Source organism: Methanoregula boonei 6A8 (genome assembly GCF_000017625.1).
GTDB classification, from domain to species: domain Archaea; phylum Halobacteriota; class Methanomicrobia; order Methanomicrobiales; family Methanospirillaceae; genus Methanoregula; species Methanoregula boonei.
The window spans coordinates 1,819,289-1,834,648 of record NC_009712.1; the positions used below are offsets into that span (position 1 = coordinate 1,819,289).

15 protein-coding genes and 1 pseudogene are annotated in these 15,360 nt (G+C 47.7%); 9 read left to right on the forward strand and 7 right to left on the reverse strand.

Annotation, left to right across the window (positions count from 1 at the left end):
* The first annotated feature begins 6 nt into the window (after positions 1-6).
* The 9 genes from MBOO_RS09055 to MBOO_RS13165 all read left to right on the forward strand — a co-directional run bounded on the left by MBOO_RS09055 (position 7) and on the right by MBOO_RS13165 (position 8,672).
* Positions 7-876 (forward strand): UDP-3-O-(3-hydroxymyristoyl)glucosamine N-acyltransferase, encoded by an 870-nt coding sequence (locus MBOO_RS09055; protein ID WP_012107304.1) that lies wholly within the window; start codon positions 7-9, stop codon positions 874-876.
* A gap of 17 nt (positions 877-893) precedes the next feature.
* Positions 894-1,349: a holo-ACP synthase gene (acpS, locus tag MBOO_RS09060; protein ID WP_012107305.1), complete on the forward strand. Its 456-nt coding sequence runs from the start codon at positions 894-896 to the stop codon at positions 1,347-1,349.
* Between the two features lies 1 nt (position 1,350).
* Complete coding sequence (locus tag MBOO_RS09065; protein WP_012107306.1) at positions 1,351-1,590, forward strand: acyl carrier protein; 240 nt, start codon at positions 1,351-1,353, stop codon at positions 1,588-1,590.
* 6 nt (positions 1,591-1,596) lie between these two features.
* Positions 1,597-3,090 (forward strand): class I adenylate-forming enzyme family protein, encoded by a 1,494-nt coding sequence (locus MBOO_RS09070; RefSeq protein ID WP_012107307.1) that lies wholly within the window; start codon positions 1,597-1,599, stop codon positions 3,088-3,090.
* Positions 3,087-4,217, forward strand: a complete 1,131-nt coding sequence (locus MBOO_RS09075; protein ID WP_012107308.1) for a LuxE/PaaK family acyltransferase — start codon at positions 3,087-3,089, stop codon at positions 4,215-4,217. The genes MBOO_RS09070 and MBOO_RS09075 overlap by 4 nt, the downstream gene beginning before the upstream one ends.
* 1 nt (position 4,218) lies before the next feature.
* Entirely contained in the window at positions 4,219-5,511 is a 1,293-nt protein-coding gene (locus MBOO_RS09080; protein ID WP_012107309.1) for an acyl-CoA reductase, read from the forward strand.
* Between the two features lie 13 nt (positions 5,512-5,524).
* On the forward strand, positions 5,525-6,265 hold the full coding sequence (locus MBOO_RS09085; protein ID WP_048068706.1) for a 3-oxoacyl-ACP reductase family protein: 741 nt from the start codon (positions 5,525-5,527) through the stop codon (positions 6,263-6,265).
* Positions 6,266-6,365: 100 nt separating this feature from the next.
* A complete protein-coding gene (locus tag MBOO_RS09090; protein ID WP_012107311.1) occupies positions 6,366-7,631 on the forward strand; it encodes a glycosyltransferase in 1,266 nt (421 codons plus the stop codon).
* 228 nt (positions 7,632-7,859) lie between these two features.
* The gene (locus MBOO_RS13165; RefSeq protein WP_012107312.1) at positions 7,860-8,672 is read left to right on the forward strand and encodes a glycosyltransferase family 2 protein; all 813 of its coding nucleotides are present in this window, start codon (positions 7,860-7,862) and stop codon (positions 8,670-8,672) included.
* A gap of 48 nt (positions 8,673-8,720) precedes the next feature.
* Here MBOO_RS13165 and MBOO_RS09100 read toward each other — a convergent pair whose 3' ends face one another.
* The 7 genes and pseudogenes from MBOO_RS09100 to MBOO_RS14085 form a co-directional block, all read right to left on the reverse strand.
* Complete coding sequence (locus tag MBOO_RS09100) at positions 8,721-9,623, reverse strand: glycosyltransferase family 2 protein (RefSeq protein ID WP_012107313.1); 903 nt, start codon at positions 9,621-9,623, stop codon at positions 8,721-8,723.
* Between the two features lie 345 nt (positions 9,624-9,968).
* Entirely contained in the window at positions 9,969-11,033 is a 1,065-nt protein-coding gene (gene rfbB / locus MBOO_RS09105) for a dTDP-glucose 4,6-dehydratase (protein WP_012107314.1), read from the reverse strand.
* Positions 11,030-11,881: a dTDP-4-dehydrorhamnose reductase gene (rfbD, locus tag MBOO_RS09110; RefSeq protein ID WP_012107315.1), complete on the reverse strand. Its 852-nt coding sequence runs from the start codon at positions 11,879-11,881 to the stop codon at positions 11,030-11,032. The genes rfbB and rfbD overlap by 4 nt, the downstream gene beginning before the upstream one ends.
* A gap of 6 nt (positions 11,882-11,887) precedes the next feature.
* Entirely contained in the window at positions 11,888-12,463 is a 576-nt protein-coding gene (rfbC, locus tag MBOO_RS09115) for a dTDP-4-dehydrorhamnose 3,5-epimerase (RefSeq protein WP_012107316.1), read from the reverse strand.
* Between the two features lie 2 nt (positions 12,464-12,465).
* The gene (gene rfbA, locus MBOO_RS09120) at positions 12,466-13,359 is read right to left on the reverse strand and encodes a glucose-1-phosphate thymidylyltransferase RfbA (protein WP_012107317.1); all 894 of its coding nucleotides are present in this window, start codon (positions 13,357-13,359) and stop codon (positions 12,466-12,468) included.
* A gap of 50 nt (positions 13,360-13,409) precedes the next feature.
* A complete protein-coding gene (locus tag MBOO_RS09125) occupies positions 13,410-14,303 on the reverse strand; it encodes a glycosyltransferase family 2 protein (protein ID WP_012107318.1) in 894 nt (297 codons plus the stop codon).
* Positions 14,304-14,684: 381 nt separating this feature from the next.
* Positions 14,685-15,127 (reverse strand): annotated as a pseudogene (locus tag MBOO_RS14085) (transposase).
* Positions 15,128-15,360 lie beyond the last annotated feature (233 nt).

Below are 15,360 nucleotides of genomic sequence, written 5' to 3' on the forward strand. Positions count from 1 at the left end.
GTTGTGATGGAGCTCGCAGATTACCAGTCAGACGATTGCACCCTAGTTCGTAACGGCGGATTTGAATCACTTGGGTCCGTTTTTACGCATTATCCCCAGCAACTGGTGTTTGCCCTGCGGGAACAGGATATTGACAAGATCCAGCACAATCCTTCTGTATCCTGCGTAATCACCACGGATACGCTCGTCCCAAAAGTTCCCGGATATCCCGGTCTTATCTCTGCAGACAATCCAAAGGAAATATTCTATGAAATCCATGCGTCATTGTCCCGGCAGACAGGAGGCGCCTTTGAACGGTTGGAGAATACGATTCATTCATCCTCAACCATACATCCGAGTGCAACCATTGCTTCCCGCGGTGTCCGTATCGGGAGGAACGTGGAGATCGGAAAAAATGTCGTGATCCATGAACAGACCATTATTGACGATGGAGTTATTATCCGTTCCGGGAGTGTGGTTGGAAATACCTGCACGCTGAAGGGAAAACAGGATTGTATTGATATGCATCCCTCCGGGGGTGTCCATATCCACCGTGACGTTGACATCCACGCAAATACGATCATTGACCGGGCGGTCTTCAAAGGATACACCGTAATTGGCCGGCAGACCAAGGTGGACAACCTGGTACACATCGGCCCCGGGGTGAGGATTGGGGAGAGATGCCTTGTCGTTGCGTGTGCAAATATTGGCGACTGTGTTGTTATAGGGAACGACAGTTGGATCGGACCAAATTCCACGCTTGCCGAACAGATCCTGATCGGGAACCAGGCATACATCACCCTTGGCTCCCATGTATCCCGTGATGTCGGAGATAATATGCTGGTAAAAGACAAGTATGTAATTGACCGGCAGCGATTCAAAAAAGTGATACGGTAACCATTTCGCATGGATGCATGCAGATTATGCAATTCATGGGGGCCGGAATCGATAACTATCTTTACCGGTTGCAGGGAGCCACCGGTCAGATACTGGAGAATCTCATGCAGGACATTGGCATAGGCACAGACATAGAAGAGATCCGCCGGTTCGAAAATTTTCGTGACCGGGCAGTTGCAGCATTTCTCGAAAAGAATTTCACACGAGAGGAGAGGGAGTACTGCCTGTCAAAAGATGCACCGGCACCGCATCTTGCTGCACGGTTCGCAGGCAAAGAAGCCATAATAAAAGCGATCTCCAGCCTGAACATCCCCCGTATTTTCTATCCCGATATCGAAATACTCAACAATGAGCGGGGCGTTCCCTGCGTCAGGATTAATACCGAACACTGCGAAAAATTGTGTATAAAACTTAGTTTGTCGCACAGTTCAGGTATGGCGCTGGCGTTTTGTATTATTATTCGAGAGGTCTGACATGGCATCCTTTAATGAGAATGCGATAAAAAATATTTTTTGTGAAGTCCTTGGAATCCCGGCAGATGAGGTAACAGATACGCTCGCGTATAACTCCTGCGCGCAATGGGATTCCCTCAAACATCTCCAGCTGGTGGCCATGTTCGAAGAAAAATTTGAAATTGAGATCGATATGGATGATATCATCGCGATGGAAAATTACGGGAAGATCAAGGAAATTCTCCACAAGTATCTCACGTAGCCGGTTATGAATTTCGTCGATTACCTCTTTGAACATGTTCCGGACCCCCAAAAGGAGTGCATCCTGTCCCGCGGAGGCACCCTTACCTACCGGGATCTTATCTCACAGGTTGACGGTCTTGCAGGTTACCTCGCGGGCATTTTAGGCACGGGGAAAGAATGCCTATTACTCTCTGAAAACATCCCTTTTTTTGTCATCGCTTATCTTGCCATTATAAAGAGCGGGAATACGGCCCTGCTTGTTGAGACACAGATTGCGGACAAACAACTGGTCTCCCTCTTTCATGAATGCCATATCGGGGCGGTATTGGTCCAGAAAAAATACCTGGCAAAGATCCCGGACCACGTTACTGCCATTACAGAGGATATCCTCCCGGTTCTCACTTCGGTAAAAAAGTACGAAAGTTCTGCGGTCAATGATGATGATGTTGCCGTTGTTATCTTTACTTCCGGAAGTACTGGCGCAAAGAAAGGGGTCATGCTGACGCACCGGAACCTGCGTGCCAACACCGGATCAATCGTGGAGTATCTGGGCCTCACCCCGGACGACCGGATCTGCGCCACTCTACCGTTCTTTTACTGTTACGGGGCATCCCTGTTGCACACGCATCTCAGGGCCGGGGGGAGCATAGTCCTTTCCAACAACATTTTTCTCGGAGGCGCTCTCCGGGATATCAAGACCTTCTCCTGCACCGGTTTTGCCGGTGTTCCCAGTACCTACCAGATTCTGGTAACAAAAACCCCCTTTCTCAGGGAAGAACTCCCGTCCCTCCGGTATATGCAACAGGCCGGCGGGCAGCTGCCAAACAAGTACATCCGGCAGATCGCAGAGGCATTCCCGGAGAAACAATTCTTCGTGATGTACGGGGCAACGGAAGCCACGGCACGGATGTCGTACCTCCCACCGGCACTGGTGCTTACAAAACTTGGCTCTGTCGGAAAGGGCATCCCCGGGGTTACTCTCGAAGTGCTCAACGAGAAAGGAGATCCGGTAAAACCCGGAGAAGCCGGTGAGATCATTGCACGCGGCGACAATATCATGAAGGGGTATTATGGGGATCCTGAAGAGACACAGAGCGTTATAAAAGACCACAGGCTCTTTACCGGGGATATTGCAACAGTGGATGAAGACGGGTATATTTTTATTGTCGGTCGGGCAAAGAACATCATTAAATCCGGCGGGTACCGTATCTCTCCAAACGAGATAGAGGAGTTTATCTGCTCCCTTGATAACGTCGCCGGTTGTGTGGTGCTGGGCCTGCCGGACGAGATTATGGGAGAGGCCGTTGTGGCCGTGGTCCAGCCGGGGGATATCCCGGAAGCGTCACTCAGGGAAGAGATCCTCACGCAATGCAGGCAGCATCTGCCATCATATAAGGTCCCACGATCACTATACTTCGTAAAGGAGTTCCCGCTCAATGCTTCCAATAAAGTGGACAGGCAGGTCATTGCTGCATCCCTGCGTTCTGGGCTGAAGGAGAAAGGGGTGCATGAGAAATGACGACGACCGCCCGGGCCGGGGCACAGGAGACTAACGAGAGAGAGGTCCTCCTCACACTTGACCCGTACAGCCTTGACGACCGGGAGAAAAATAAACGACTCATGCCTATTATTCGGGAACAGCTGAAAGGTGCCCGTGGCAATAACCGGCATATAGAACATTATTTTTCAAAGCTGCAGATTGATATCGATACCCTTCTGCAACCGGAAGATGTACCGTTTATCCCGGTCCAGATGTTCAAGCACTTCGATCTCAGGACCTGCCCGGAAAATGCCGTCGCAAAAATCCTCCAGTCCAGCGGGACTACCGGCGGTACTCCCAGCAGAATTCCGCTGGATAAATTAACCACCTTAAACCAGATAAAGGCCCTCAAGGCAATTCTCTCCGATTATCTCGGAAAAAACAGGAAGATCTTCCTCGTTATCGATCATGAAGGGATCAATAAACCGGAGATGGCTTTTTCCGCACGCACCGCCGGGGTCCGGGGCCTGAGCATCTATGCGAAAAAAACATTTTACCTGCTTAAGGAAGAAGATGGGCACCTTTCCCTGAACCTGCCGGTCATCCGGGATATTATGGAGAATTATTCGCATGAAGAGATGTACGCGTTCGGATTCACGTACATTATCTGGACGGTCTTTTACGAACAGCTCAAAAAAGAGGGGATCCGGTTCTCTTTTGACAGGATCACGCTGTTCCATGGGGGCGGATGGAAAAAAATGAAAGATCTCGCAGTCTCTAAAGAGACTTTTTCCGGGACAATCGCCGGGGTCTTTGGCACCGGAGTGGAAAACATCCTCGATTTTTATGGGATGGCTGAACAGACCGGCATAATATTTGTTGATTGTAAATGTGGTAACAAACACGTGCCGGCATTCTCTCAGGTCATTATCCGGGATCCGTTCACACTGGAACCTTGCGCTCCCGGGAAGCCCGGTCTTATCGAGGTAATGAGTATCCTTGCCGACAGTTACTACGATCAGGCTGTGCTGACCGAGGATCTTGGCATGCTTGTTGGCGTGGATGACTGTCCGTGTGGAAGAAAGGGAAGATATTTCCGTTTTGTCTCACGGGTGGAAAAAGCCGAGATACGCGGATGCGGGGATACTTTCCGGGAGTCTGGCTGATATGATCACCTGTTACCTGGTAAACGGGAAGTTCGAAACTTGTACTTGTCAGGATTTCGAAGATATAGCGGGTAGCGTCAATTCCGGGAGGATTAATCTTGCCGCGATGCCACTCGAAGGTATCATAAGAATCCTTGATGCGCTGGGAAAAAAGATCCTGAAAAATCCTGAGGTAAATTCCGTGCCCGGTGTCAGTTACATCTCGCTCTGGTTGCGCCGTGAAAATCTCGACCGTATCTGCCAGGTCAACTATACTGACAACCGGTTCGCGGATCGGTTCTGCCAGCAGGCCGGTTCCCATTCCCGGATGATGGCACAACCCCGGGGGATTGTCTGCCACTGGATCGCAGCAAATATGCCGACACTGGGATTCTTCTCCATTGTCCAGGCGTTCCTCTCCAAAAACGGCAGCATGGCAAAAATTCCAAAAGAATATGTGCCGCTGATCCTCTCGCTCCTCCGCGAATTGCAGGGTATCATAGTAGAGGTGGAAAACACAAAATGCACCGGCGAAACCCTTCTTAAAGCGATCGCTATTGTGGTCTTTGAAGGGAGATCCGCAGACATTAGCGAAAAATTTTCCCGTTCTGCCGATTGCCGCATCGTCTTTGGGGGGAGTGAAGCAATCCACGCTATTACCCGCCTGCCCTGTCGGGACCACTGCGAGACCATTGTCTTTGGGCCGAAATACTCCTTTGCGGCATTTGACCGGGAATACACAGAATCGGAGGGCTTCAAAAAATCCCTTGACCTTTTCGCCCGTGACATCGCTGTCTTTAACCAGATGGCCTGTTCTTCGCCCCATGTCCTGTTCCTGGAGAAAAGCAGGTTCTCTATGGAAACGATTGCGGCACTGCTTGCAGAAGCTTTCGAGCGCCTGCCACCTGCATTGCGTCTCCAGAATATACCTGTCAGCCTTTCAGCAAAAATTATCAATGAACGGGCGATCTACCGCCTTGCAGAGGATAAAAACTGCGTAGCCCCTGCCGATCTGGGCTGGACAATTCTCATTGGCGGGAGGCCCGGCCTTGAAGAACCTGTCCAGGGAAAATGCATCTTTATAAAAGAGGTGAAAGCATTGGACGATGTCATCCCCCAGGTGAATCACAAGATCCAGGCAATCGCTATCGGAATTTCTGACCCGGAGAAGAGAAAGGTATTTGCGCAGCAGGTCACTGCACGCGGTGCAGACCGCATTGTAATCCCCGGGACAATGCATGATTTTATCCTGCCATGGGACGGGATTATGACCCTGAACCGGCTGGTCAGATGGGTTGTACTGAGAGATGCGTGATGAGGTGATCCTTATGCTTAACGGTAAAGTGATACTTGTTACCGGCGCAAGCCGGGGAATAGGACGGGCCACAGCCTTTCTTGCTGCAAAAAACCACGCGCAGGTTATTGTGAATTATCAGAAACACGCAGATCAGGCAGAATCCCTGGTCAGTGAAATAACTGCTCTTGGTCATTCTGCCATGGCAATCCGTGCCGATGTGACCTGTGAAGAGGAGGTCAAAGAGATGTTCCGGCAGATCCGGGAACAGTACGGGCGCCTTGATATCCTGGTAAACAATGCGGGCATCATGAAGAACAATCTCCTGATGATGACAAAAATCCAGGAATACCAGGACGTGATGGACGTAAACTGCAAGGGAACGTTCCTGTGCACCCAGCATGCGGCAAAAATAATGGTACGACAAAAGGCCGGAACGATTATCAACCTTGCTTCTGTCGTCGGGGTTTATGGGAACAGGGGCCAGTCAGCATATGCCTCCAGCAAATCTTTTGTAATCGGGTTTACCAAATGCGCTGCTAAAGAGCTGGGGGCGTTCAATATCACGGTCAATGCCGTTGCACCGGGATTTATCGATACGGACCTGACTGCAGATACCAGATCTCAGGTAAAAGAGGATATCCTTAAAAATATTGCACTCGGCCGAATCGGGACACCTGATGATGTGGCTAAGGTAATCGTATTTCTTGGATCGGATCTCGCCGGGTATGTCAGCGGGCAGGTAATCGGGGTGGACGGCTGCGAGATTATGTAAACACCAGGTACCGGCACATTGGAATTAGAGTGAGTGAAAGTGGGATCCCGGATCTCCTAAAAAAAAGTAAATGCCTTTATTTCGACTAAGGTAACGCAAAATGGATGAAAATTTATTGACTACAATACCAGATCGACTTTTTGCCGATCTCAAGGATAAAACACTTCTTGTTATCACGCCGGATTTTCCTGATAGGGATCACCACTATATTGGTTCAATTTTTGTGAAAAACCAGATTGAACCACTAAAAAAAATTTTCAGACAAATTATTGTCATCTGCCCGGTCCTGTTCAGTTTCCGGCTGCTGCCCAATGACCGGTACTGCAAAAATTACACATACGGGAATGTCCGGGTCTTTTACCCGCGCTGTTTCTTTCTTCCCCGCAGCCTTCCGCTTCCGTTTGTAAGCAATAAACAAAAAATGTCATTTGATTTCCGGTATTCTGCAGTGAGACAGATTATCCGGAAAGAAAACACGCAGTTTGATCTTATCCATGCCCATTTCACCTGGCCCTCCGCAGCAATTGCCGCGCAGATCAGGGAAGAGTTCCATGTCCCAGTTGTTACAACAATCCATGAGGATTCAGGGTGGCTTGAGGAAGAGATCCGTATGGAGCAGCCACTCCTCGTCAGGGCATGGAGAGAATGCGACAGGTTAATCAGAGTAAATAAGAAAGACGTCCCACTCCTCCTCCGCTACAATACCCGGATTATCTCGATTCCCAATGGCTTTGGGCCGGAATTTCATCCGATGGACAAGCAGGAGTCACGGCGCGTCCTTTGTATTCCGGCGGAGAATAAGATTGTTTTCAGTCTCGCTCCCCTGATCGAGCGCAAGGGTTTTTCCTATCTTATCGATGCCATGGAACAGGTGATAAAAAAAGATCCTTCGACCCTCTGTTATATCGGGGGTGAAGGCCCGGAAAAGAAGAACCTTACAGAAAAGATTCGGAAAAAGGGGCTGCAAAAAAATATTTTTCTTCTCGGGTTTGTCCCGGACAAACAGGTTGTCCGCTGGATGAACAGTGCAGATCTCTTTGTCCTGCCAAGCCTCAAGGAAGGAAATCCGACCGTCATGTTTGAATGCCTCGGATGCGGGACCCCGTTTATCGGGACGGATGCCGGGGGGATCCCGGAAATAATTCAGTCGGACGATTACGGGTACGTATGTGAACCTGCAAATCCGCAAGCCCTGGCACAGGTCCTTACCGCGGCCCTGGGAAGAGCATGGGACCGTGAACGGATCTCTCAATACGCACAACAATTCAGCTGGGAAGCAATCGGACGCGAATTGAACGAGGTGTACAGACAGTTAATTGAATCATTTCCCGCAGATCTTTATGAATTTAAGGCAGATAAACCCTGAAAATCATGGTGGTCATTATAAGGGAATGCATTGTCGGTGCAGGATTCGCACGGACTGATCTTTCGGGAAATCCTGCCCAGGCCACATCGCACAGATAAATTCGATGTCAGGCGAAAACCAGATTATTTCGCAGATGCTAATATAGCGTACAATTAACCTGCACAAAAACATGAATACGATATTTTCGATGTAAGATATGACACGAAAAAATTAAGGAGCCGCTGAATAATGGAAACCAATCCGCTCGTCTCAATTATCATCCCGGTTTACAATGCCGAACCCTATATCGATGAATGTATTAGATCGGCACAAAAACAAGACTACCCGAATACAGAGATAATCATAATAGACGATGCAAGCACTGACGAAAGCGTACAGCATATCATTCAATATTCAGGTATAACTGTTTTAAAAAATGAAAACAATCTTGGAGAGTGTAAAACCTGCAGTATTGGATATGCACATGCGAAGGGGACGTATCTTTGCCGGTTGACCGGGGATGATGCGTTTGTTAATTCCAATCACATATCCATTCAGGTCGCCGAAATGGAAAAAAAGAATCTGGACTGGTGTTACAACAACATCAGTCTTATTGGCGACACAACAACGGATGCGGTCGAAACATATACTTCATGGGTTCCCCTGCCCCTAAAATATTCTCCACGATGGTTCTGGATTTTTGATAATCTTTTTCTGAAATTCCCCAATATCTGCTACCTTATCCTGGGGTTACGCGGTCCAATGAATACCAACGCAGTCATGATCCGGGCATCATCATATCACAAATATCTTACCTGGTATAATCAGTACGGGACCTATTGCGATCACATCATCTACGAGGGACTTTTCCTTCATAAATTAAAAGGGCGGGCAATTCATTCCATGGGGGCGTTCTGGCGTGTTCACCCAAACCAGAATACCCAAAGTTCCCGGGGCAAGGAAGTCCTCAAAAAACTGAGGCTGGAGATGTATTCAGAAAATAAGAATTTCCCGTTCTGGATGCGAATTGCATGCAGGTTTTTGAAAAGGAGAGTACAATAGAAAAAATATTTCAGGCTACGTAATATTTGCCCGTAAAAAGTTATGCATTTATTTCTGCCTAATATCGCGTTTCAGCATTTCCCTGAGGGCAATGATATAGGGATGGGCGCCCACGTTATTCCTTCCCATCCATTTACCAACCCCGCTCTTCACGATACTGCATAAAATGTTTATTGTTAACTGGATCTTCTGCACACTTGTCCCATGCATTTTACAGGGACGGACATAATTGCGCCAGGTAGATTGAAAAAAAAGTGGATCCACGTCAGATCTTTTAATAACCGAGATACTCCTTTTATGGTAAATGATGGCGGCGGGAGAATACGCCGTTTTCCATCCAGTCTTGTATGCCCGCCACGAATACTCGCTATCCTCGAATCCGGAATCAAATGATTCATCGAACATCCCCATCTGCCGGATCATCTCAGACCGATATAATGCAGCTGCTCCGGACACTCCGATAAGATTTCGATTGTCAGTATATTGGCCGGAATTAATTTCCCTGTTGCCCCGGTCCTCTACCTGCCCCCACACAAGGATATGGCCGGTACTATCGATAATCGTATGATCCCATTGTTTGAGCATCAACGCCTGAACCATACCTGCTCCAGATGTTTGCGCTGCTTTAACCATTTTATCCAGGAAATCAGGTTCTACCTCGGTATCATTATTCAGGAGCAGGATGTACTGCGGATTTAATGAGTCCAGTGCGTACTTCATGCCAAAGTTGCATCCCTTCGCAAACCCGAGATTCTCCCTGAGGGGGAAAAAGGTAATACCGGGGTCAAGATGCAAGGCAAATTCGTTGAGGGAATTATCTGAGGAGTTATTATCGATAAGAATGATGCGATAGTCAGAATAGGTGATATTTTTAAGAGAACGCAGACAGGCAAGAGTATCCTGACAGCCATTCCAGTTCAGGATGATAATACAGACAAGAGGGGATTCCATCAACAGCACGCCCCATCCGGCCCTGTTCTCCAGATTGTCGTCACACCATGCAGGGATTTGAAGGAGATCGCTATGAGCGCCATAAATTCCTTACGATACGCTGGAAAGGATACGGGTTCCCTGAGCCTATCGGGAGAGGAGCGATGGCGTTTGAGCTGTATTGAGATTCCTTGGAATTTCGTCATGGATGCGTGTATTCCGGTTGACCTGCGGGTACATTAAAAATATCGGAGTGGGAAAACGAGTGTAATGGTGAATTTTCCCTCTGTAAATGATAGGGAGGCGAATATTCATCCGCCGGTCAGAGTTGATGAGGGTTGAACCGGGTTCGTTACTTTTGCCTAGTTAACGATCCTCATAATTTTTCTCATAAAATTTCGTGTATTCCCCGGAGATGACATTGGCCATCCATTCCCGGTGATCAAGATACCACCGGACCGTTCGCTCGATCCCCTCATCGAAGGGAACCTTATGCTCCCAGTGAAGATCCCTTTTGATTTTCGAAGCGTCAATCGCGTATCTCCGGTCATGTCCCAGCCGATCTTTCACATAAGAAATCAAGTTATCATTAATGTGCGGGTCTCCGGTCATATCCTGTAACAGGACAAGAATCTTTTTTATAATGACAATATTTTCCCGTTCGTTATTGCCCCCGATATTATAGGTCTCCCCGGTCTTACCGGACTCGTATACCAGATCAATTGCCCGGCAGTGATCTCCGACATAGAGCCAGTCACGGATCTGTTTTCCATCGCCATAAACGGGAATTTCCCGGTGCAAAAGGGCGTTCTGTATCAGGAGAGGGATTAATTTCTCGGGGAACTGCCAGGGCCCGTAATTATTGGAACACCGGGTAATATTCACCGGCATTCCATAGGTGTCGTGATACGCTTTTACCACGAGGTCGGCAGAGGCTTTACTCGCGGAATAGGGACTGTGAGGGTCCAGGGGCGTTGTTTCGGTAAAGTACCCCGATGGCCCAAGTGTCCCGTACACTTCATCCGTGGACACCTGCAGGAATTTTTTCCCGTCTTCCCAGCCGCCTTCTTTTGTGTGCCAGATAGTTTTTGCTGCATCCAGGAGAACATGAGTGCCAAGGATGTTTGTTTTCAGGAACACCTGCGGGTCATGAATTGACCTGTCCACATGGGTCTCAGCAGCGAAATTTATGATACCGTCAACAGGGTATTTTGAAAGGATCTTTTTTATCTGAACGGTGTCGGTAATATCGGCCTTCTCAAAGACGAATCTCGCCTTTTGATCAGGGGATAACAAAGAAAGGTTTTCCAGATTTCCCGCATACGAAAGATTATCAAGACCGATTATCGTTCTCTCCGGATAGCGGGAAAGATAATAATAAACAAAATTGCTCCCGATAAACCCGGCCGCGCCGGTCACAAGGATTTTCATGATACTGCCTCAAGATCTTGTAAGAACCGCTCTGTTGCATCCTTCCAGTCAGGAAGGGAATACCCAAGACACTCCGGTGTTCCAAAGTTATCGAGAACAGAGTATGCCGGCCTTTGTGCTGCACTCATGAATTCATCTGATGAACCCCGGACAAGATTTCCTTTCCAACCAACCTTTGCCAGGAGGAACTCTGCCCACTCATACCGGGAACAGTAGCCGGAATTTGTGATATGGTACATTCCCCTTGCATTTTTCAGGATCAAATCCAGTGTCGCTTTGGCGAGATCCGCGGTATAGGTCGGTGATGCAACCTGATCGTCAACAACCTTAAGTTCCGTCTTGTTTTTACTCCAGCCCATAATTTTTTTGGGGAAATTATCGTTTCCTTTTCCAAATACCCAGCTGGTCCTGATAAGGATAAATGTATCAGCAATATCCCGGGTCATCGTCTCCCCAAGAAGTTTACTCATTCCATACCTGCTTATCGGCCTTGGGAGGTCAGCAATGGTATACGGGAGACGGGATTTCCCGTCAAAGACGTAATCGGTTGAAAAATGAACAAATACTGCACCCAGAGAATTTGCGGCTGTTGCAAGGTTTCGCACCCCCAGCCCGTTTACCCTATACGCTTTTTTCCATTCGGTTTCTGCGAGGTCGACCGCATTATAAGCCGCACAATTGATAATAACATCCACGGGATTCTTTTTCACAAAGTGCTGTACTTCGGACACATTGGAGATATTAAGTTCTTTTGAGCCGGTTGCGATATGGTCGATGGAATTTTGTTCGCAGACTTTCCGGATATCCTGCCCAAGCTGGCCATTAACACCCGTTATAAGGACTCTCATGATCTCTTACCCGGCATAGTTAAACGGTGATATAATGTCCCTGAGGAAAGGAAGCACTGCATCTTTTGGAGAGACAACCGGCCTGCTGATTTCCTGTGCCTTCATCGGCCAGGGAATCCGGAGATCGGGATCATCCCAGCGAATACCTGCATCATACTGCGGGGAATAAAAATCTGTCACCTTGTACATGACTTCGGTAGCGTCTTTTAAGGCCATGAATCCATGGGCAAAACCAACCGGGACAAATAACATCCCGGCATCCTGTGCATCAAGCTCGATACCGAGATGATGCCCATAGGTTGGAGAGCCATTGCGGATATCGACCACAACATCGAAGATTTTTCCCCTCAACACCCGTACCAGTTTACCCTGCGCATTTTTTGACTGGTAATGGAGACCCCGTACAACTCCTTTTGCCGAGTGCGATACATTATCCTGAACAAATTCATCAGTGATACCCACTTCTGCAAATTCTTCCCGGTTATAGGTCTCAAGGAAAAAACCGCGATCATCTTTGAAGACGGTGGGCCGGATTATTGTTATGTCGTTGAGTTTTGTTTTAACTCTCTCAAATTTCCCCACGGTTATCTCTCCGGGATGGGTTCCTGTACGAAATCATCGGCAACTAATACCAGGTAACGGCCATAATCCGTGTTGCCAAGCGACTTTGCCAAATCCCTGATTTGCTCACGGTTTATATATCCAAGACGATAGGCAATCTCTTCGAGACAGGCAACATACATTCCCTGTCTCTTCTGAATGGTCTCAATAAAATTCGCCGATTCAAGGAGAGATTCGTGGGTTCCTGCATCCATCCAGGCCATACCGCGTCCAAAAACCTGAACTTTTAATTTACCCATACGCAGGTATTCCCGGTTTACATCGGTAATTTCAAGCTCGCCTCTTCCGGAGGGTTTTAAGGTTTTTGCGATCCGGATGACATTATTGTCAAAGAAGTACAGGCCGGGGACAGCATAATTTGACTTAGGGCTGGACGGTTTTTCCTCGATTGAGATCACGTTGCCGTCTTTGTCAAACTCCACAACGCCATATGCCCGGGGATCCCGGACATAGTAGCCAAATATCACGGCCCCGTCGTGGATTTTCCGTGCATTCCGGAGTAACTCTGAAAAGTGCTGCCCGTAAAAGATATTGTCCCCAAGAATCAGCGCAACCTGATCCTTCCCGATAAAGTTTTCACCGACAATAAATGCCTCGGCGAGCCCCCCAGGTTTTTCCTGTACTGCATACGAGAAAGACAGGCCAAGTTGTTTTCCACTCCCGAGAAGATCCTTATACAAGGGGATGTCCCGCTCAGTGGAAATAATAAGGATATCCCGGATCCCCGCAAGCATAAGGATTGACAGGGGATAATAAATCATGGGTTTATCGTACACCGGCAGAAGGTGTTTTGACACGGCTTTTGTGATCGGATAGAGACGGGTGCCAAATCCACCAGCGAGTATTATGCCTTTCATGAGTGTTCCATTATCCAATGGACTTTAGAAATTTTTAATGATATGGGACTTCAACCGAAAATCATTTCTCTGATCGCAATAATATGGGGTCCGCATCCAAATTCATGCCGCCCCAGGTACTTCCCGATTACGCTTCTGGTTCCCTGGTACAGCATTAAAAAAACAAACTGTATTTTCTGGAGTCTAGTTCCGTGAGTCTTGCAGGGTCTGGCAGAATCTTTGTATATGGCATTAATCAATTGGGGATTAATTTTCAGCATTTTTTTTCCTGATACCTGACCTCTATGGTAGACAATTGCTGATGGAATAAATGCAGTTTTCCACCCGGCTTTCGTTGCGCGCCACCCATACTCGGTGTCCTCGGAACCATGGGAATAGGATTCATCCAATATTCCGATCTGTCGGATCATTTCAGTTTTATACAGTGCACACGCACCGGATACTCCCATGAGCCCCGAGCTGTCTTTGTACTGCCCTTTGTTTGGTTCCCCTGCACCTCGGGCGAACATGAGTCCCCAGTAGAGTTTGTGGCCGCTGACATCGATTATATTGTGATCTGCCATTCTCAACAGCAATGGCTGAGCCATCCCGGCACCGGATGCCTCGGCTTCCTGAACAACCTTGCTTAAGAAATCCGGTTCGACAACCGTGTCATTGTTCAGCAGCAGGATATAATCGGGATTCATGTTCTCCAAGGCGTATTTCATGCCAAAATTGCATCCCTTCGCAAACCCGAGATTCTCTTTGAGGGGGATAAAACAAATGCCGGCATCGAGATGCGAGGCAAAGACGTCACAGGAGTTATCGTTGGAGCCATTATCGATAAGAATGATGCGATAGTTGGGATAGGTGATCCGGCGTAGAGAACTGATACACGCAAGCGTATCCTGCCAGCCATTCCAATTCAGGAGGATAATGCAAACGCGTGGGGATTCCATCAGCATTCCGCCCCACACGGTCTCGCGGGCATCTCACCATTGCGGATTTCAAATGAGATATTGTCGAGAGGCAGCCCATCCTCCTGAAACCATTTGTGAGCCCAAATCTCCCTGAACCGAATAGCCAGCGTGAGGTAAAGTTTGAAATGGCCTGATTTCCCTTCGTTCTTTATCATGGTGAATGAATAGTGGTTAATTTGCGGGGCATTAAAAATATTGGAGGAAATTACGGGAGGAAAAACGGAGCATTGTAACGCAGGAAAATTTTCCGCTGTAGAAAATGATTATTTCTTCTTTCCAAGATATTATTTCCAGATATCCAATAGAGCAGTGTCACTATAAAGATGTAATATCAGCACCTCCAGTATCCCAAAAGATCATTTCACTTTAGACAGATAAATACCGGTTACCCGTGATCCACTCCTCGTTAATATCGATAAGGATTGAACGGCAAGTCTTAACAACGAAGCGTTATTTGGGAAGGCCCCGATCTTTTTGCTCCATCGATTAAGTTCTTTGTTAACACGTTCCAGGATATTTGTAGTTCGGATCTTTTTCAAGAACTCAGGGGGAAATGCCGGGCAATTCGTCACCCCTTGGGGGAACCGGTGAATCGTATCAGAAGTACGAGTAAGAACATGGGAATTGAGTGGGTCTGAGTATTCTGGCAATCTCCCGGAATAACTCAGGCATTCTTTGAGGGACCTGGATCGGTAACCCATTCCTTTGAGATCTTCTCGAACTCGATCTCGCGTGTTTCGGTACTCCGCTGGTTGTGCCACTACCTCGTTCATCACATCGTTCAGGAACCATGTGATGAGCTGTTGCATTCCCTACTCGTTATCGGTAAGGTAATTCAGTACGATGTTATTTAGATTCATTGCCTCTGATTCTCCTTGTTGCAATATGATGTTGGATACAGGGCATCTTCACTTTTTACAGCAATTCGTTATACTACCTAATAGATTCACGAAAATTGTTTAGGTTTTAATTTCTGATAAGGAAAGAGAACACGACCTCTGCGTCTCCCGCCATTTATGGCACATAATAAAGGTAAGAATCT

Excerpts from the sequence above, each read along its gene's own strand:
- rfbA (WP_012107317.1), bottom strand. The coding sequence starts at position 13,359 with ATGAAAGGCATAATACTCGCTGGTGGATTTGGCACCCGTCTCTATCCG.
- MBOO_RS09125 (WP_012107318.1), bottom strand. The coding sequence starts at position 14,303 with ATGCTGATGGAATCCCCACGCGTTTGCATTATCCTCCTGAATTGGAAT.
- MBOO_RS09065 (WP_012107306.1), top strand. The coding sequence starts at position 1,351 with ATGGCATCCTTTAATGAGAATGCGATAAAAAATATTTTTTGTGAAGTC.
- acpS (WP_012107305.1), top strand. The coding sequence starts at position 894 with ATGCAGATTATGCAATTCATGGGGGCCGGAATCGATAACTATCTTTAC.
- rfbD (WP_012107315.1), bottom strand. The coding sequence starts at position 11,881 with ATGAGAGTCCTTATAACGGGTGTTAATGGCCAGCTTGGGCAGGATATC.
- MBOO_RS09055 (WP_012107304.1), top strand. The coding sequence starts at position 7 with ATGGAGCTCGCAGATTACCAGTCAGACGATTGCACCCTAGTTCGTAAC.
- MBOO_RS09085 (WP_048068706.1), top strand. The coding sequence starts at position 5,525 with ATGCTTAACGGTAAAGTGATACTTGTTACCGGCGCAAGCCGGGGAATA.
- MBOO_RS09100 (WP_012107313.1), bottom strand. The coding sequence starts at position 9,623 with ATGGAATCCCCTCTTGTCTGTATTATCATCCTGAACTGGAATGGCTGT.
- MBOO_RS13165 (WP_012107312.1), top strand. The coding sequence starts at position 7,860 with ATGGAAACCAATCCGCTCGTCTCAATTATCATCCCGGTTTACAATGCC.
- MBOO_RS09090 (WP_012107311.1), top strand. The coding sequence starts at position 6,366 with ATGGATGAAAATTTATTGACTACAATACCAGATCGACTTTTTGCCGAT.
- MBOO_RS09075 (WP_012107308.1), top strand. The coding sequence starts at position 3,087 with ATGACGACGACCGCCCGGGCCGGGGCACAGGAGACTAACGAGAGAGAG.
- rfbB (WP_012107314.1), bottom strand. The coding sequence starts at position 11,033 with ATGAAAATCCTTGTGACCGGCGCGGCCGGGTTTATCGGGAGCAATTTT.
- MBOO_RS09070 (WP_012107307.1), top strand. The coding sequence starts at position 1,597 with ATGAATTTCGTCGATTACCTCTTTGAACATGTTCCGGACCCCCAAAAG.
- MBOO_RS09080 (WP_012107309.1), top strand. The coding sequence starts at position 4,219 with ATGATCACCTGTTACCTGGTAAACGGGAAGTTCGAAACTTGTACTTGT.